Genomic DNA, 16,535 nt, shown 5'->3' on the forward strand with positions numbered 1-16,535 from the left:
TCTCCAGAAAAACTTTGCAATCAATGTTCGGGCCCCTTGGACTTGCGAACCTCGTGCCGGGGCCACACCGAGCCAGGCTCGCTGCCCTGCCGGCTCATGGCCTGCAGGGCGACGGCAGGCCATGGAGGCCCGCCGCCAGGGGGAAAGGTCAGACGCGGAGAATGCGCTCGCCACGGCCGATGCCGCTGGCGCCGGTGCGCACGGTCTCCAGGATGGCGGTGCGGTCGATGGCGTCAATGAAGGCGTCCAGCTTGCTGGCATCGCCGGTCAGCTCGACGGTGTAGGTCTTCTCGGTCACGTCGATGATGCGGCCGCGGAAGATGTCGGCGGTGCGCTTCATTTCCTCGCGCTCCTTGCCGACGGCCCGCACCTTGATGAGCATGAGCTCGCGCTCGGTGTAGTTGCCCTCGGTGAGGTCCACGACCTTGACGACCTCGATCAGCCGGTTCAGGTGCTTGGTGATCTGCTCGATGACGTCATCGGAGCCGGTGGTCACGATGGTCATGCGGGACAGCGACGGGTCTTCCGTCGGCGCCACGGTCAGGCTCTCGATGTTGTAGCCCCGGGCAGAGAACAGGGCCACGACGCGCGACAGCGCACCCGGCTCGTTCTCGATGAGCAAAGCAATGATGTGTCTCATGGGTCTCGTCCTTCGCGCTCTTCAGGCCGGCGGCGGTAACCGACGGCCCTTGGCCACGCTTTCCGATGGTGGAAAAAGAATGCTCGGGGGTGCCGATGCAAGCTCTGGCGGGCCCTGCGCCGGTCCGGGGCCGGTAAGCCGGCGGACCGTGCAGGACTCACTCGGGGCTCACAGGTCTTCGGACCCCAGCAGCATTTCCGAAATGCCCTTGCCCGCCTTGACCATGGGCCAGACGTTCTCGGTCGGATCGGTGCGCACGTCCAGGAAGACGGTGCGGTCCTTCAGGCGCATGGCCTCGCGCAGCGCCGGCTCCACGTCGGCGGGATGCTCGACGAGGATGCCCACATGCCCGTAGGCCTCCGCCAGCTTGACGAAGTTGGGCAGCGCATCCATGTAACTGTGGGAGTAGCGGCCCTCGTAGTCGAGTTCCTGCCACTGCCGCACCATGCCCAGATAGCGGTTGTTGAGGGAGACGATCTTGACCGGCGTCTTGTACTGCTGGCAGGTCGAGAGCTCCTGGATGCACATCTGGATCGAGCCTTCGCCGGTGATGCAGAACACATCCGACTCCGGCTTGGCCAGCTTGATGCCCATGGCGTAGGGCAGGCCCACGCCCATGGTGCCCAGACCGCCGGAATTGATCCAGCGGCGGGGTTCATCAAACTTGTAGAACTGCGCCGCCCACATCTGGTGCTGGCCCACATCCGACGTGATGTAGGTGTCGCGGTCGCGGGTCAGGTTCCACAGGGTCTCGACGACCATCTGCGGCTTGATGACCTCGCTGTCGCGCTTGTAGGACAGGCAGTCCTTGCGGCGCCATTCGTTGATCTGGCTCCACCAGGCATTGATGGCGTTGCTGTCCGGGCGGGCCTGCGCTTCCTTGATCTGGTGGATCAGCTCCTGCAGCACGTCCTTGACGTCGCCGACGATGGGGATGTCCACGCGCACGCGCTTGGAGATCGACGAGGGGTCGATGTCCACATGGATGATCTTGCGCTCGACTTGCGAGAAGTGCTTGGGGTTGCCGATCACGCGGTCATCGAAGCGGGCGCCCACGGCCAGCAGCACGTCGCAGTGCTGCATGGTCATGTTGGCCTCGTAGGTGCCGTGCATGCCCAGCATACCCAGGAAGCGCGGGTCGGTGCCGGGCATGGAGCCCAGGCCCATCAGCGTGTTGGTGCAGGGGTAGCCCAGCAGGTTCACCAGCTCGCGCAACTCGGCCGTGGCCTCGCCCAGGATGACGCCGCCGCCCGTGTAGATGTAGGGGCGCTTGGCGCTCATCAGTAGCTGGACGGCCTTGCGGATCTGCCCCGAGTGCCCCTTCTTGACGGGGTTGTAGGAGCGCATCTCGACCGTGGCCGGGTAGCTGAAATGGGTCTTGTTGAGGGAGACGTCCTTGGGGATGTCCACCACCACGGGGCCGGGGCGGCCGGTGCGGGCGATGTGGAAGGCTTTCTTGAGCGTGCTCGCCAGGTCGCGCACATCCTTCACCAGGAAGTTGTGCTTGACGATGGGGCGGGTGATGCCCACGGTGTCGCATTCCTGGAAGGCGTCCAGGCCGATGGCGGGCGTGGGCACCTGGCCGGTCACGATCACCATGGGGATGGAGTCCATGTAGGCGGTCGCGATGCCGGTGATCGCATTCGTGACGCCGGGACCGGAGGTCACCAGGGCCACGCCGACTTCGCCTGTGGCGCGGGCATAGCCGTCAGCGGCATGCACGGCGGCCTGCTCATGGCGCACCAGAACGTGTTGGATGGAGTCCTGTTTGTACAGCGCGTCGTAGATGTAGAGGACGGCGCCGCCCGGATAGCCCCAGAGGTACTTGACGCCCTCTGCTTGCAGACTACGGACCAGGATCTCGGAGCCATTCAGCTCCTGACCTGAAAAGGACTGGGAATTTGAAGAATGCGGTTGTGCACGACCATCGGTCGCTGCACGTTTGACGTCCGCGGCAGACATATCCATGTCGAACCTCTGTGAATTTCTCTGACGAAAAACCATCGGTGCTCCTCTTCACACCCTTGTGAGGCGGATTCGGAACGTGCGCGGTCAAAAAACTCGGCGCCCCGGTCGGGCACCAGCTTGAGACCTTGGGAACTCATTGTGCGAAGCAACATTATGCATGGAATTGGCGCTCTGACTGGGGTCTGGACTCCAATTCCGGCCGCAGTGCCATAATCCGCGACGTTTTTCCCGCCGGCGCCCCGGCCCGGGCGCACTGGATCCATCTTGGCGACAGACAAAGAACTCAACGATTTCCTGAAGAGCGTCGACCGGCGGGCTTTCAAGCGCACCGTCTACATGGTCCGCGACGACGATGCCGCCCTGGACATCGTCCAGGACTCCATGATCCGCCTGGCCGAGAAGTATTTCGACCGCCCGGCGGCGGAACTGCCCCTGCTCTTCCAGCGCATCCTGTCCAATGCCACCATGGACTGGTTCCGGCGCCAGAAGGTCCGCAACGCCGTCATGTTCAATATGTCGGACGTCGAGGGCGCCGACCCGGACGACGACTTCGACTTGCTGGAAACCCTCACCAGCAGCAACGGTGGCCTGGGCACGCTCAGTGCGGCGGACGAAGTCTCGCGCAGCCAGATCCTCCAGGCGATCGATGCCGAGGTGAGCCAGCTGCCGACGCGTCAACGGGAAGCCTTCCTGCTGCGTTACTGGGAGGAGTTGGACGTCGCCGAGACGGCCAGCGTCATGGGTTGCTCGGAGGGAAGTGTGAAGACGCACTGCTCCCGGGCCGTTCACGCACTGGCAAAGGCGCTCAAAGGCAAGGGGATCACACTATGAACAAGCACACGACGTCCACGCTGGACCCGGCTGTCGACGCCCGCGTGTCGGCCTATGGCAAGCGCCTGGCCGCCGGCCTGAGCCAGGCCAGCGACGAGCTGCCTGCCGACATCACCGAGCGCCTGCGCTTCGCGCGCGAGCAGGCCCTGCGCAAGGCCAAGGAAGCCCGCGCCGCCGAGCCGGTGACCGCCGAGCAGACCCTGCGCATGGGCAGCACCCTGGCCCTGCAGGGCGGTGATCGCCCGGCCCGCTGGTTCAAGCTGGCCTCCCTGACGCCCCTGCTCCTGCTGCTGGCCGGCCTGCTGCTGATCCAGCACAGCCAGTGGTACCAGCAGATCCTGGCCGCCGCCGAGGTGGACACCGCCATGCTGGCCAAGCCCCTGCCGCCCGCCGCCTACAGCGATCCGGGTTTCAAGGAATACCTGGATGAGAATCCGGACGAGCAACAAGATCGACACGAAGAGTGACCGCCCGCCCATGACGCCTGCGCTGAACGTCCGCCGCCCGCTCGCCCTGCTGCTGATCCCGGCACTGCTGGGCAGCGCCTACGCCCAGTCCAGCGATGCGCCCGCCGTGGCCGCCAGCGCCACGGCGCCCGCCTCGGCAGCCCTTCCCGTCCTGCCCCAGGCGCCCAGGCCCCTGCCCACCGCCAGCCTGGTGGGTGTGCAGCGCTGGGCCAGCCTCAGTCCCGCCCAGCAGGCGGTGCTGGCCCCCCTGGCGGATGAATGGGACGGCCTGGATGCCGCCCGCAAGAGCAAGTGGCTGGAGATCGCCGCCCGCTTCCACACCCTCACGCCCGAACAGCAGGCCCGCCTGCGCGAGCGCATGATCGCCTGGACGCGCATGAGCCCCGCGGAGCGTCAGCAGGCGCGGGTGGGCTTCCAGTCCAACCCCCAGCTGCGCGACGAGAAGCTGCAGTCGGAAAAACTCCAGTCCAAGTGGGAGGCCTACCAGGCCCTCACACCTGAGGAGCGCCAGGCCCTGGCCCAGAAGGGCGCCGAGAAGGCGGCCCAGAAGCGCGCCGACCGCAAGGCCGCGGCCCAGGCCCAGAAGCCGCTGAGCGGCGCCAAGACCGATTTCGTGCCCCCGAAGCAGGCGGCCGCGCCGGTGGCTGTCGCGCCGTCCGTGCTGCAGGCTCGCCCGGGTGTCAGCACGGTGCTGATCACGCAGGGCGTGCCGCAGGCGGGCCGCCAGCTGCCTGGCCGGCGCAAGCTGATCGTGGACCCGGCCCTGGTCGACCCCAAGACCCTGCTGCCCCGCGTTCCTCAGGCACCCGCCGCCGCGGCCTCCACGCCCGCTCGCTGAGCCATGGAAGCGCAGTTCCCCGGGCAGGCGCCCAGCCTGTGGCGCCGCATGGCGTCCTTTCTGTATGAAGGCGTGCTGCTGTTCGGCGTCACCTTCATCTCGGGCTATCTCTACGCCGCACTGACCCAGCAGCGCAGTGCGCTGATCGGCAAGGCAGGCCTGCAGGCCTTCGAGTTCGTGGTGCTGGGCATCTATTTCATCTGGTTCTGGACCCATGGCGGGCAGACCGTCGCGATGAAGGCCTGGCATCTGCGCGTGGTCGACGAGCACGGCGCCCCGCTCAGCCAGGGGCGCGCCCTCGCCCGCTACCTGCTGTCCTGGCTGTGGTTCCTGCCGGCCCTGGCCTCGGTCCATTTCGCCGAGCTGCATGGCGGCGGCGCCATCGCCGGCGCGCTGCTGGCCGGCGTGCTGGGCTATGTGCTGCTGGCGCGGCTGCATCCCTCGCGCCAGTTCCTGCACGACCTGTTGTGCCGGACCCGCGTGATCACGCAGCGGCCGCCTGCGCGCAAGAAGCCATGAGCAACCCGCACAAGGGCCGCACCGGCCTGAACCGCATCCTGCATGCGGCTGGCTATTCCTGGGCCGGCCTGAAAGCCGCCTACAGCGGCGAAAGCGCCTTCCGCCAAGAGGTGTGGCTCTGCGTGGTGGCCGTGCCCTTGGCCTTCTGGCTGGGACAGGGCTGGGTGGAGCGCGCCCTGCTGCTGGGCTCTCTGCTCCTGGTGCTGATCGTCGAGCTGCTGAACTCCGGCATCGAGGCCGCCATCGACCGCGTGGGCTTCGAACTGCACGATCTCTCCAAGCGCGCCAAGGACCTGGCCAGCGCGGCCGTGCTGCTGTCCCTGCTGCTGTGCGCCGGGGTCTGGGGCGCGGCGGCCTGGCACCGCCTCTTCTGACAGGCCTTTCGCAATGACAAAGGGCGCCTCGAGGGCGCCCTTAGCTTTTGCACGTCGGCATGGCAGGTCCGCCGGTCAGACGGCGGCTTCGTCTTCCTCGCCGGTACGGATGCGGATGACCTGCTCGACCGGGGTCACGAAGATCTTGCCGTCGCCGATCTTGCCGGTCTTGGCGGCCTTGAGGATGGCCTCGATGCAGCGCTCGACGTCATCGTCCTTGACCACCACCTCGACCTTCACCTTGGGCAGAAAGTCCACCACGTACTCGGCACCGCGGTAGAGCTCCGTGTGGCCCTTCTGGCGGCCAAAGCCCTTCACCTCGGTGACGGTCAGACCGGACGCGCCCACCTCGGCCAGGGCCTCGCGGACCTCGTCCAGCTTGAAGGGTTTGATGATGGCGGTGATCTGTTTCATCGGGGACTCCAAAGCGGATTGATAAAGGCTGTTGCCCCGATTTAAGCATGGATCTCAGCCCGGAATCCTCTGCAGATCGGCCAGCCAGACGCTTGCTTCGCCGTCGCTGGGCGCCCGCCAGTCACCCCGCGGCGACAGCGATCCGCCACTGCCCACCTTGGGGGCGTTGGGCACGCAGCTGCGCTTGAACTGGCTGCCCTGGAAGAAGCGTTTGACGAAGATGCCGAGCACCCTTTTGATTTCGGCAAGCTCGTATTCGTTGCGCTTCACATGCTCGCCGTCGGGCCATTCGCCCCGTTCCCGGTCGCCCCAGGCCTGCAGGGCCAGGAAGGCGATCTTGGCCGGCGCGAAGCCATGGCGCAGGGTGTAGAAGAGGTTGAAGTCCTGCAGCTCGTAAGGCCCGATGTGGCTCTCGGTGCTCTGCAGCGCCTGGCCCGGGACCAGCTCGGGGCTGATCTCGGTGGCGAGGATGTCCAGCAGGACCTCACGACCACTGTCATGGCCCAGCTGGTCGGTCTCGGCCACCCAGCGCACCAGGTACTGGATCAGCGTCTTGGGCACGCTGGCGTTCACGTTGTAGTGCGACATGTGGTCGCCCACGCCATAGGTGCACCAGCCCAGGGCCAGCTCGCTGAGGTCGCCCGTGCCCAGCACCAGGGCGCCCAGGTGGTTGGCGAGGCGGAAGAGATGGCTGGTGCGCTCGCCGGCCTGCACGTTCTCGAAGGTGACGTCATAGACCGCCTGGCCCGCCGAATAGGGATGGCCGAGGTCCTGCAGCATCTGCGTGCAGCTGGGGCGGATGTCGATCTCGCGCGCCTCGCAGCCGATGGCCTGCATGAGCCGCCAGGCCTGGTCCCGCGTGCGGGTGCTGGTGGCAAAGCCCGGCATGGTCACGCCGATGATGTGCTGGCGCGGCAGGCCCAGCTGATCCATGGCGCGGGCGGCCACGAGCAGCGCGTGGGTCGAGTCCAGCCCGCCCGAGACGCCCAGCACCAGCTTGCGGATGCCGCTGGATTCCAGGCGCTGCACCAGGGCCTGCACCTGGATGTTGAAGACTTCATGGCAGCGTTCGTCCCGGCGGCTGCGATCGGTCGGCACATAGGGGAAGCGGTCGACGCGGCGACGCAGCCCCAGGGCCTGCTCGCGCGGCGGGGCCAGCTCCAGGCCCACGCGGCGGAAGCCCTGGAGCTGCGGGGCGTGGCGGCGCACCGACGTGCCGTAGCTGGTCTGGCGCATGCGCTCGCGGGCGAGGCGCTCCAGGTCCACGTCCGCGAAGATCAGCTGCGAGCCGCGGTGGTAGCGCTGCGACTCGGCCAGCAGGTCGCCGTTCTCGCTGATCAGGGCCTGGCCATCCCAGGCGAGATCGGTGCTGGACTCGCCTGCGCCCGCCGAGGTGTACACATAGGCCGCCAGGCAGCGCGCCGCCTGCTGCGAGACCAGCTGGCGGCGATAGGCCGCCTTGCCTACGGTCACGTTGGAGGCCGAGAGGTTCACCAGCACCGTCGCACCGGCCAGGGCCGCATAGCTGGACGGCGGGATGGGTGTCCAGACGTCCTCGCAGATCTCGGCATGGATCACCAGGCCCGGCACGTCCTGCGCCTCGACCAGCACATCGGTGCCCACCGGCACCCGCTGGCCCAGCAGCTCGATCTCACGGCTCAGCAACTCGTCGGCCGCGTTGAACTGGCGGGCCTCGTAGAACTCGGCATAGTTGGGCAGATAGGTCTTGGGCCACACCGCCAGCAGGCGGCCCCGGTGCAGGGCCACCGCGCAGTTGAAGAGCCGGTGCTCGAGGCGCAGCGGCAGGCCGACGATGGCGATGGGCGTCAGCGCCAGCGAGTGCTGCAGCAGCTCGGCCAGGGCCTCCTCGCAGGCGTCCAGCAGGGCGCGCTGATGGAAGAGGTCGTCGCAGCTGTAGGCCGAGAGGCCCAGCTCGGGAAAGGCCACCACGGCCGCACCAGCCTCATGGGCCTGCTGCATCAGCGCTGCCGTCTGCAGGGCATTGAAGGACGGGTCGGCGATACGGCACTGCGGCACGCCCACGGCAATGCGTGCCAGCTGATGGTTGTAGAGGTTGTGGAATTCCATGGCCTGCATCCTGCCATCATTTGCACGGGGTCCAAATCCCTCCGCAATGGCTGGCTGCGCCCCTCGCCCTAAGATCCCGCCCACGATGAGCCTTCGACCGCCCCTGGAGGTCCGGATCGACGACGATCCCGGCCAGCTGCCCTCCCCCGCCTGGAATGCCCTGCTGGCCGCCAGCCCGCAGCCCACGCCCTTCATGCGCCTGGAGTACCTGCAGGCCCTGCACGATTCGCAATCGGCCGCCGAGCACAGCGGCTGGACGCCCCAGTTCTTCAGCGTCTGGGAGGGCCCCGAGCTCGTGGCCGCCTGCCCGGCCTACCTCAAGACGCATTCCTACGGCGAGTACGTGTTCGACTGGGCCTGGGCCGATGCCTACGCGCGGCACGGCCTGGCCTACTACCCCAAGCTGCTGGTGGCCGTGCCCTTCACGCCCGTGCCCGGCAGCCGGCTGCTGGCTCGCGACGAGGCCGCCCGCCGGGTCCTGATCGAGGCCCTGCGTGCGCATGCCGAAGCCTTGAAGCTCTCCTCCGTCCATGTGCTGTTTCCGACGGCCGCGGAGCAGCAGGCCCTGGTCGGCGCCGGCTGGCTGGGCCGCAGCGGCGTGCAGTTCCACTGGGAGGCCGGGGCGGCTCCACCGGCGAGTTTCGAGGCCTTCCTCGCCAGCCTGCAGCGGGACAAGCGCAAGAAGATCCAGCAGGAGCAGCGCCGCGTGCGCGAGGCGGGCGTGCGCTACCGGGCGCTCCTGGGCGAGGAGATCCGCGAGCAGGACTGGGACTTCTTCCACCGCTGCTACCGCCAGACCTACGCCGAGCACCGCAGCACGCCCTACCTCAGCCGCGACTTCTTCCACCGCATGGGGGCCGCTATGGCGCGGCACTGGCTGCTCTTCATCGCCGAGCTGGACGGCGAGCCCGTCGCCAGCTCCCTGATCGCCCTGGACCCCGACCAGGGTGTGGCCTACGGCCGCTACTGGGGCAGCCTGGTCGACATCTCCTGCCTGCATTTCGACGCCTGCTACTACCAGCCCCTGGCCTGGTGCATGGCCCAGGGCTACCGGCGCTTCGAGGGTGGCGCCCAGGGCGAGCACAAGCTGGCGCGCGGTTTGATGCCGGTCGGCACGCAGTCGGCCCACTGGCTGGCCCATCCGGACTTCCGCGAGGCGGTGGCCGATTACCTGGACCGTGAAGGACCGGCCATCGCGGGCTATGCCGAGGACCTGCGGGCCCACCAGCCCTTCAAGCGTGCTCCTGCAGGCGAAGCCTAGGTGCATGAAAAACGCCGCCGGGGCCTGGGCCATCGGCGGCGTCATCCTGGGGCGTCCTCCGGGGGGGCGGAGCCGACCGGGGGTCAGCTCTTGCCCTGCTCGGTGCCCGGCTTACTTCTGCTGGGCCTTGGCGTAGTTTTCCATGCCGGTCACGATCTCGGCTCGGGCGGACTCGGGGCCTTCCCAGCCCTGCACCTTGACCCACTTGCCGGCTTCCAGGTCCTTGTAGTGCTCGAAGAAGTGCTGGATGGCCTTCAGGCGCATCGGGTTGATGTCCTCGGGCTTGTTCCAGTGGTCGTAGATCGGGAGGATCTTGCTGGTGGGCACGGCCAGCAGCTTGGCGTCACCCCCCGCTTCGTCGTCCATCTTCAGGACGCCGATGGGGCGGCAGGTCACCACCACGCCCGGGGTCAGGGCGAAGGGGGTGATCACCAGCACGTCCACGGGGTCGCCATCGTCCGAGAGGGTCTGGGGGATGTAGCCATAGTTGCACGGGTAGTGCATGGCCGTGGTCATGAAGCGGTCCACGAACAGGGCACCGCTTTCCTTGTCGACCTCGTACTTGATCGGGTCGGCGTTCATCGGGATCTCGATGATCACGTTGAATTGCTCAGGCGCCTTGGGGCCGGGGGTCACGTTGTGCAGGCTCATGGTCTTATGGGTAGTCAACGAAAGGGGTCCGCGCTCGCGTCACGGGGAAACCCGGATTCTAGCGGCGCCCCTGATCTCAGCCTGACACAGGCCCCTGCCTGCCCCTGTTTGAGCGTCCAGGGAATTCTGGCAACCACTGGTAAACGATCAATCTTTCGGCACTTCCGCTCGCATAGCATGGCCCGACGGACCTGTTGAACGGCGTGCAGGACTGACGTTGAGAAGCAGGCGTCTTTTTCAAACGGCAGAGACAACGAAGGAGACATGTACATGTCGACGAGTGTGGCGCTGTATTTCGCGCTGGCCTGCGGCCTGGCCGCGGTTCTGTATGGTTTCATTCAACGCAGCTGGATCCTGAGTCAGGACGCCGGCAATGCCCGGATGCAGGAGATCGCTGCGGCGATCCAGCAAGGTGCGGCGGCCTATCTGGGGCGGCAGTACCGCACCATAGCCATCGTCGGGGTCGTGCTGGCCATCGCGATCGCGGTGGTGCCGGGCCTGGGGTTGCAGACGGCCGTGGGCTTCGTGATCGGGGCCGTGCTGTCGGGCATCTGTGGCTTCATCGGCATGAACATCTCGGTGCGCGCCAATGTGCGCACCGCGCAGGCCGCCACCAAGGGCATGGGCCCGGCGCTCAACGTGGCCTTCAAGGGCGGCGCCATCACCGGCATGCTGGTCGTGGGCCTGGGCCTGATCGGCGTGGGCGGCTTCTACTACGCCATCACCGGCGGAACGGGCGCCACCAGCGAGGCCCTCAAGCCCATGCTGGGCCTGGCCTTCGGTTCCTCGCTGATCTCCATCTTCGCCCGCCTGGGCGGTGGCATCTTCACCAAGGGCGCTGACGTCGGCGCCGACCTGGTGGGCAAGGTCGAGGCCGGCATCCCCGAAGACGACCCGCGCAACCCCGCCGTGATCGCCGACAACGTCGGTGACAACGTCGGCGACTGCGCCGGCATGGCCGCCGACCTCTTCGAGACCTATGCCGTGACCCTGATCGCGGCGATGGCCCTGGGCGCGCTGATGGTGGGCGGCTCCGCCACCCATGCCGGCGTGGTCTACCCGCTGGCGCTGGGCGGCGTGTCCATCATCGCCTCCATCATCGGCTGCGGCTTCGTCAAGGCCAGCGAGGGCATGAAGAACGTGATGCCGGCGCTGTACAAGGGCCTGATCGTGGCCGGCGTGCTGAGCCTCATCGCCTTCTACTTTGTCACGACGGCCATGTTCCCCGGCGAGATCGAGCTGGCCGGCGGCCTCAAGGCCAATGCCATGTCCCTGTTCGGCGCCTGTGCCGTGGGCCTGGTGCTGACCGCCGCGATGGTCTGGATCACCGAGTACTACACCGGCACGCAGTACGCACCGGTGCAGCACGTCGCGCAGGCCTCCACCACCGGCCACGGCACCAACATCATCGCCGGGCTGGGCGTCTCGATGAAGTCCACGGGCTGGCCCGTGATCTTCGTGTGCGCGGCCATCTACACCGCCTTCCACCTGGCCGGGCTGTATGGCATCGCGGTGGCGGCCACTTCCATGCTGTCCATGGCCGGCATCATCGTGGCCCTGGACGCCTACGGCCCCATCACCGACAACGCCGGCGGCATCGCCGAGATGAGCGACCTGCCTGACAGCGTGCGCGACATCACCGACCCGCTGGACGCCGTGGGCAACACCACCAAGGCCGTGACCAAGGGCTATGCCATCGGCTCTGCCGGCCTGGCCGCCCTGGTGCTGTTCGCCGACTACACCCACGCACTCGAAGCCCGGGGCATGCACCTGAGCTTCGACCTGTCCGACCACAAGGTCATCGTGGGCCTGTTCATCGGCGGCCTGATTCCCTACCTCTTTGGTGCGATGGCCATGGAGGCCGTCGGCCGTGCCGCGGGCTCGGTGGTGGTCGAGGTGCGCCGGCAGTTCAAGGAGATCCCCGGCATCATGGAAGGCACGGCCAAGCCCGACTACAGCGCAGCCGTGGACATGCTGACCTCGGCGGCCATCAAGGAGATGATCATCCCTTCGCTGCTGCCGGTGATCGCGCCCATCGTGGTGGGCATGACGCTGGGCCCGGCCGCCCTGGGCGGTGTGCTGATGGGCACCATCGTGACCGGCCTCTTCGTGGGCATCTCCATGTGCACCGGCGGTGGCGCCTGGGACAACGCCAAGAAGCTGATCGAGGAAGGCTTCACTGACGACAAGGGCGTCGTGCACCGCAAGGGCTCCGAGGCGCACAAGGCCGCCGTCACCGGCGACACCGTGGGCGATCCCTACAAGGACACCGCCGGCCCGGCCGTGAACCCCTTGATCAAGATCATCAACATCGTGGCCCTGTTGATCGTGCCCCTGCTGCCCATGACGCAAGGCACCGCCAAGCCGGCGGAGGCCAGCCCGGCGCCCGTCAGCGCCCCGGCCCCGGCGGCCTCCGAGCCGGCGGGCGTTGCCTCGATGCCCGCCATGGCGGCCCCCGCGGCGGATGGCGCTTCAGCCGCCAAGCCCTAGCCACGGGAGACCTGAGCCGCCCGGCGGCTCAGGAATACCCGAATCTGGGCAAAAGAGCTCGCATCCGCGGGCTCTTTTTCATTGGCGGCCGTCAGCGGCAGGCCACAATAGTGCCCAGTATGTTTGCGAGCCGTGAGACCTGACGCCTTCCCTGGATTTGCCATGCGCCGCCCTGTGCTCACTCGCCACGAATTCGAACGCCGCCGCCAGCAGATGGCGGACCTGCAGCGCTATGTCGCCGAGCAGGAGCAGAGCTTTCACCTGCTGCACGCCGCACTGCAGGCCTTCGTGGACCGCTACACCGCCTTGCTGGGCCCGCTCTACCTGGAACTGGACGCGCTGGAGTCCCAGCTGCACGCCGCCAGCCTGTACCTGGCCGAGGCCCTGCGCCGCAACGGCCTGGAAGCACCGCTGCCCACCCCGCCCCGCGCCACCGCCCTGCCCCAGGTCCCGCGCCTGCCGGAGTCGGCGCCGCTGCCGCAGCAGCCCGAGGGCGGCGGCGTGGTCGAGATCGAACCGCCTTCGCTGAAGCAGCTCTACCGCCGCGCAGCCATGCGTCTGCACCCGGACCTGGCGCCCAACGAGTCCCAGCGTCGCCAGCGCGAGCAGGCCATGATGGACGCCAACAGGGCCTATGCCGAGGGCAACCGCTTCCTGCTGGAACGCCTGCTGCTGGATGCCGGCGAGGACCCTTTGAAGGTCACCGGCAGCAATGGCGACGCCGTGCTGGAATGGCTGCGCCGCAGCGAGCTGGCTGTGCAGGGCCGCCTGCGCGTGGTGCAGGCCCACCTGATCTCGCTGCAGGCCCATCCCATGCACCAGCTGATGCAGGCCATCGAGGGCGCCGAGGGCCGCGGCCTGGCCCCCTTCGAGATCATGCAGAGCCGCCTGCGCACCCAGATCAGCCAGCGCCGCCAGGAGCTCTACATCGGCCAGCGCCTGCAGCCGGAGTCCGAGCTGGCGGTGGCCTTCCTCACCCAGCGCGTGGAGCGCCTGGGCGCGTCGGCCTGCTGAGCACGCCCGCGACCCTTCACAAGAATCCCAGGCCACCCCAGGACGGCGCTGACAGCACGATCGCTGCCGTGCTGCACGCTCCCCTCGCCTCGTTCCCGCGCGCCGGATGGCCTGCCTGGCGCGCCGGGGCTCGCCGTCAATGCGAGGTCCCCTCCTCCCGGCTGATCTTGTTCCAGACGTTGTACTTGCCCACTGGCTTGCTCATGGGCAGGCGCTTGAGTTCCTTGAAGGTCCGGGCGTCGTACACGATCAGCGCGCCGTCCATCTCCCACAGGCTGGCCAGCACGTAGCGGCCGTCCTTGGTGAACTCGACGTGGGCCAGGGTCTTGCCCGGCTCGCGCACCTGGGCGACGACCTCCAGGCGCTGCTTGTCGATGATGCTCAGCGTGTCCTTGGCCGCGGGGCTCATCATGGAGTCGGTCCAGGCATAGGGGCTCTGGGCATGGCTGCGCATGAAGAAGCCAGGGCCGGGGGTGACGATCTCCCTGACCAGCTGCCAGCTCTTGAGGTCAACCACGCTGATGCGGCCGTCCTTGAGGTTGGGGCTGGCCAGCAGGCGCCGGCCTTCGCGCGTGAAGCTGATGCCTGAGCCCAGGTGCGGCAGGCCCGGGATGGGCAGCTCGGCGATCTTCTTGCGCACGTCCAGGTTGACCACCTGGCCCAGGCTGCCGCCGCCCTCGCGGGGCCGGGCCGAGCCCAGCACATGGGCGTAGCTGTCGTCGAAGAAGAAGTCGTCCAGCGGCTCCTCCAGCAGGGTGCGGCGAATGTTCTGATAGCCCGGCGTGGGCAGGGCCTCGCCCATCTTGTAGTCGTGCACATAGCCCTCGTGGATGGGCTCGGCCTTGGGGTCGTAGCTGATCTCCCAGAGCTCGGGCAGGTCCTTGAGGGCGACGACGAAGCTCCTGCGCGGCGTGGCGTCGTACACCGCAGAGACCCGGGAGCTCTGCGCCCCGTCGCGGCTCTGGGCGGGATAACTGCGCACCAGTTGCAGGTCCGCGTCGAAGAGCACGGCATTGCGCGGCAGGTAGTTGGCCGCCATCACCCAGCGCCCATCGGCGCTGACGGCCACATTGCGCATGTTCAGCCCGGCGCGCACCTCCGCGACCAGCTTCAGGTTCCAGAGGTCGTACTTGCTGATCCAGCCGTCACGCGAGCCGAAGAAGACATAGCGGCCGTCCGGCGTGAACTTGGGCCCGCCATGCAGGGCGAAGCGGCTGGCGAAGCGGTGCAGGACCTCAAAGCGGTCGCCGTCCACCAGGCTCACGTGGTGATCCCCGCCCTCCACCACCACGAAGAGGTTCATGGGGTCGGCGCTCCACTGGGGCCTTGCGGGCCAGCGGGCGCTGTCGGGCTCGAAGCTGTGGGAGGCCTGGATGTCGGCATCGCTCCAACGCGGCACGGGCAGCTGAGGCGCGTAGACGAAGGCCTGCAGCGCCTGGATCTCGGCCTCGCTGAGCTGAGCGCCAAAGGCCGGCATCTGCGTGGCCGCGCGCCCGCTGCGGATCACCGCCAGGGCCTCGGGCTTGCGCAGGCGCTCCAGGCTCTCAGGCAGCAGCGCCGGGCCCATGCCGCCGGTGCGCTCGGCGCCGTGGCAGCTGGCGCAGTGCTGCTGGTACAACGCCGCGCCGGACAGGGGCTTGGGGGCCTCGTCTGCCGCGCGGGCGTAGTCCAGGCCCACCATCACGAGGCCCAGGGCCAGCAGCAGCTTGCAGAAGGACTTGAAGGTTTCGTTCATGCCGACAGCACCTCGATGACGCGGCGCTTGCCGCTGAAGGGCGTGAGCGCCACCCGCGCCAGCCGGCTCGCGGCCTCCTGCGAGAGGCCGATTTCGTTGTCGTCCAGGTAGCAGCCTGGATCCTCGGCCCAGTAGTCGCCGGTCAGCTGGTGGGCACGGACCCGCGTGTTGCCGCCGCACAGCGCCAAGTGCTGGCACTCGGCGCAGCGGCCCTTGACGGGGCGCGGATGCATCTTGAGGCCGTCCATCAGCGGGTCGCTGCGGTCGCTCCAGATGGCAGAGAACGGACGCTCCCGCACATTGCCGAGCTGGTGGTGCCCCCACATGGTGTCGGGGTGGACCTCGCCCTGGCTGTCGATATTGGCCACGCCCACGCCCGACGCATTGCCACCCCAGGCCACCAGGCGAGCCCGGAGCGGGGCCTGCCACTGGGGCCAGCGCCGGCCCACCCAGGCGAGCAGGTAGGCGGCATCGGCGTCGTTGTTGCCAGTGACGTAGTCGCGGCTGCTGCCGGCCTCGGCATCGGCCCAGGCGGTCTCGAAGAGCAGGTCCAGGGCCTGGCGCGTGGCCTCGAAGTGGGCGTCACGGCCGCGATGGATGTTGCCGCGGCCAGCGTAGTTGAGGTGGGAGAAGTAGAACTTGTCCACGCCCTCGTCCTTCATCAGCTGCAACAGGAAGGGGAAGTCCTGGCCGTTGAGGTCGGTGAAGGTGTAGCGCAGGCCGGTCTTCACGCCGCGCTCGTGCAGCAGGCGGATGCCGGCCATGGACTCGTCATAGGCCCCGACCTTGCGGCGGAAGCGGTCGTGGGTGTCACGGCTGCCGTCGATGCTGACGCCCACGTAGTCGAAGTGCTGGGCCGCGATGCGGTCCGCCATCGCGGCGTCGATCATCGTGCCGTTGCTGGAGAGCGCCGTGTAGAAGCCCATCCCCTGCGCGCGGCTGGCGATCTCGAAGAGCTGCGGGTGCAGCAGTGGCTCGCCGCCCGAGAGGATCAGCACCGGCACGCCATAGGCGCGCAGGTCGTCCATCACGGTGCAGATCTCCTCATGGCTCAGCTCACCGGGATAGTGGTGATCGGCCGAGAGCGCATAGCAGTGCTTGCAGGTGAGGTTGCAGCGGCGGGTCAGGTTCCAGATCACGACGGGGCGGGTCTCGCCGCCCGACTGCGCACGGCGAGGGCTCGGGTACACGCCCTCGCGCTCGGCGGTGGCGATCTCGCGCAGGTATTGGCTGATGCGAAGCATG

Annotated in this window: 15 protein-coding genes; 8 read left to right on the top strand and 7 right to left on the bottom strand. The window is 67.9% G+C overall.

The genetic code is table 11. The features are described 5' to 3' along the window. Positions 1-148: 148 nt before the first annotated feature. A complete protein-coding gene (ilvN, locus tag ABDJ40_RS09105; protein ID WP_183104787.1) occupies positions 149-640 on the bottom strand; it encodes an acetolactate synthase small subunit in 492 nt (163 codons plus the stop codon). Positions 641-808: 168 nt separating this feature from the next. Beyond that, complete coding sequence (locus ABDJ40_RS09110) at positions 809-2,608, bottom strand: acetolactate synthase 3 catalytic subunit (protein ID WP_347608901.1); 1,800 nt, start codon at positions 2,606-2,608, stop codon at positions 809-811. A 264-nt stretch (positions 2,609-2,872) separates the two neighbouring features. On the opposite strand from ABDJ40_RS09110, the gene ABDJ40_RS09115 reads away from it, so the two are divergent. The 5 genes from ABDJ40_RS09115 to ABDJ40_RS09135 are packed head-to-tail and all read left to right on the top strand — an operon-like array spanning position 2,873 to position 5,637. Next, on the top strand, positions 2,873-3,439 hold the full coding sequence (locus ABDJ40_RS09115; RefSeq protein ID WP_269629664.1) for an RNA polymerase sigma factor: 567 nt from the start codon (positions 2,873-2,875) through the stop codon (positions 3,437-3,439). After that, positions 3,436-3,906 carry a DUF3619 family protein gene (locus tag ABDJ40_RS09120; RefSeq protein ID WP_347608903.1) on the top strand — a complete coding sequence of 157 codons (471 nt, stop codon included), beginning with the start codon at positions 3,436-3,438 and terminating at the stop codon, positions 3,904-3,906. Before ABDJ40_RS09115 ends, ABDJ40_RS09120 begins: the two co-directional genes overlap by 4 nt. Continuing rightward, positions 3,866-4,744: a DUF3106 domain-containing protein gene (locus tag ABDJ40_RS09125; RefSeq protein WP_347608905.1), complete on the top strand. Its 879-nt coding sequence runs from the start codon at positions 3,866-3,868 to the stop codon at positions 4,742-4,744. The genes ABDJ40_RS09120 and ABDJ40_RS09125 overlap by 41 nt, the downstream gene beginning before the upstream one ends. 3 nt (positions 4,745-4,747) lie before the next feature. Next, the gene (locus ABDJ40_RS09130; protein ID WP_347608907.1) at positions 4,748-5,263 is read left to right on the top strand and encodes an RDD family protein; all 516 of its coding nucleotides are present in this window, start codon (positions 4,748-4,750) and stop codon (positions 5,261-5,263) included. Continuing rightward, positions 5,260-5,637 carry a diacylglycerol kinase gene (locus ABDJ40_RS09135; protein ID WP_347608909.1) on the top strand — a complete coding sequence of 126 codons (378 nt, stop codon included), beginning with the start codon at positions 5,260-5,262 and terminating at the stop codon, positions 5,635-5,637. Before ABDJ40_RS09130 ends, ABDJ40_RS09135 begins: the two co-directional genes overlap by 4 nt. A 75-nt stretch (positions 5,638-5,712) precedes the next feature. On the opposite strand, the gene ABDJ40_RS09140 is transcribed toward ABDJ40_RS09135, so the two are convergent. Both ABDJ40_RS09140 and ABDJ40_RS09145 read right to left on the bottom strand, forming a co-directional pair. Beyond that, positions 5,713-6,051 (bottom strand): P-II family nitrogen regulator, encoded by a 339-nt coding sequence (locus ABDJ40_RS09140; RefSeq protein WP_183104780.1) that lies wholly within the window; start codon positions 6,049-6,051, stop codon positions 5,713-5,715. 54 nt (positions 6,052-6,105) lie between these two features. Next, positions 6,106-8,148, bottom strand: coding sequence for an NAD(+) synthase (locus ABDJ40_RS09145; RefSeq protein WP_430765621.1), 2,043 nt, complete (start codon positions 8,146-8,148; stop codon positions 6,106-6,108). A 76-nt stretch (positions 8,149-8,224) separates the two neighbouring features. Here ABDJ40_RS09145 and ABDJ40_RS09150 point away from each other — a divergent pair, with 76 nt between their 5' ends. Continuing rightward, positions 8,225-9,400: a GNAT family N-acetyltransferase gene (locus tag ABDJ40_RS09150; protein WP_347608914.1), complete on the top strand. Its 1,176-nt coding sequence runs from the start codon at positions 8,225-8,227 to the stop codon at positions 9,398-9,400. Positions 9,401-9,511: 111 nt separating this feature from the next. On the opposite strand, the gene ppa is transcribed toward ABDJ40_RS09150, so the two are convergent. After that, on the bottom strand, positions 9,512-10,051 hold the full coding sequence (gene ppa / locus ABDJ40_RS09155) for an inorganic diphosphatase (protein ID WP_347608916.1): 540 nt from the start codon (positions 10,049-10,051) through the stop codon (positions 9,512-9,514). A 270-nt stretch (positions 10,052-10,321) separates the two neighbouring features. On the opposite strand from ppa, the gene ABDJ40_RS09160 reads away from it, so the two are divergent. Both ABDJ40_RS09160 and ABDJ40_RS09165 read left to right on the top strand, forming a co-directional pair. Next, positions 10,322-12,541 (top strand): sodium-translocating pyrophosphatase, encoded by a 2,220-nt coding sequence (locus ABDJ40_RS09160; RefSeq protein WP_347608918.1) that lies wholly within the window; start codon positions 10,322-10,324, stop codon positions 12,539-12,541. Between the two features lie 162 nt (positions 12,542-12,703). Further along, positions 12,704-13,555: a J domain-containing protein gene (locus ABDJ40_RS09165; RefSeq protein ID WP_347608920.1), complete on the top strand. Its 852-nt coding sequence runs from the start codon at positions 12,704-12,706 to the stop codon at positions 13,553-13,555. A 136-nt stretch (positions 13,556-13,691) separates the two neighbouring features. Here ABDJ40_RS09165 and ABDJ40_RS09170 read toward each other — a convergent pair whose 3' ends face one another. After that, positions 13,692-15,290: a cytochrome D1 domain-containing protein gene (locus ABDJ40_RS09170; RefSeq protein ID WP_430765622.1), complete on the bottom strand. Its 1,599-nt coding sequence runs from the start codon at positions 15,288-15,290 to the stop codon at positions 13,692-13,694. After that, positions 15,287-16,534: a heme d1 biosynthesis radical SAM protein NirJ gene (gene nirJ / locus ABDJ40_RS09175; protein WP_347608922.1), complete on the bottom strand. Its 1,248-nt coding sequence runs from the start codon at positions 16,532-16,534 to the stop codon at positions 15,287-15,289. Before nirJ ends, ABDJ40_RS09170 begins: the two co-directional genes overlap by 4 nt. Position 16,535: the final 1 nt, after the last annotated feature.

Source organism: Roseateles flavus (assembly GCF_039872765.1).
GTDB lineage: Bacteria > Pseudomonadota > Gammaproteobacteria > Burkholderiales > Burkholderiaceae_C > Roseateles_B > Roseateles_B flavus.

Coding starts and splice junctions, on each gene's coding strand:
- ilvN (WP_183104787.1), bottom strand. CDS start 640: ATGAGACACATCATTGCTTTGCTCATCGAGAACGAGCCGGGTGCGCTG.
- ABDJ40_RS09110 (WP_347608901.1), bottom strand. CDS start 2,608: ATGGATATGTCTGCCGCGGACGTCAAACGTGCAGCGACCGATGGTCGT.
- ABDJ40_RS09120 (WP_347608903.1), top strand. CDS start 3,436: ATGAACAAGCACACGACGTCCACGCTGGACCCGGCTGTCGACGCCCGC.
- ABDJ40_RS09125 (WP_347608905.1), top strand. CDS start 3,866: ATGAGAATCCGGACGAGCAACAAGATCGACACGAAGAGTGACCGCCCG.
- ABDJ40_RS09130 (WP_347608907.1), top strand. CDS start 4,748: ATGGAAGCGCAGTTCCCCGGGCAGGCGCCCAGCCTGTGGCGCCGCATG.
- ABDJ40_RS09135 (WP_347608909.1), top strand. CDS start 5,260: ATGAGCAACCCGCACAAGGGCCGCACCGGCCTGAACCGCATCCTGCAT.
- ABDJ40_RS09140 (WP_183104780.1), bottom strand. CDS start 6,051: ATGAAACAGATCACCGCCATCATCAAACCCTTCAAGCTGGACGAGGTC.
- ABDJ40_RS09145 (WP_430765621.1), bottom strand. CDS start 8,148: ATGCAGGCCATGGAATTCCACAACCTCTACAACCATCAGCTGGCACGC.
- ABDJ40_RS09150 (WP_347608914.1), top strand. CDS start 8,225: ATGAGCCTTCGACCGCCCCTGGAGGTCCGGATCGACGACGATCCCGGC.
- ppa (WP_347608916.1), bottom strand. CDS start 10,051: ATGAGCCTGCACAACGTGACCCCCGGCCCCAAGGCGCCTGAGCAATTC.
- ABDJ40_RS09160 (WP_347608918.1), top strand. CDS start 10,322: ATGTCGACGAGTGTGGCGCTGTATTTCGCGCTGGCCTGCGGCCTGGCC.
- ABDJ40_RS09165 (WP_347608920.1), top strand. CDS start 12,704: ATGCGCCGCCCTGTGCTCACTCGCCACGAATTCGAACGCCGCCGCCAG.
- ABDJ40_RS09170 (WP_430765622.1), bottom strand. CDS start 15,290: ATGAACGAAACCTTCAAGTCCTTCTGCAAGCTGCTGCTGGCCCTGGGC.
- nirJ (WP_347608922.1), bottom strand. CDS start 16,534: ATGCTTCGCATCAGCCAATACCTGCGCGAGATCGCCACCGCCGAGCGC.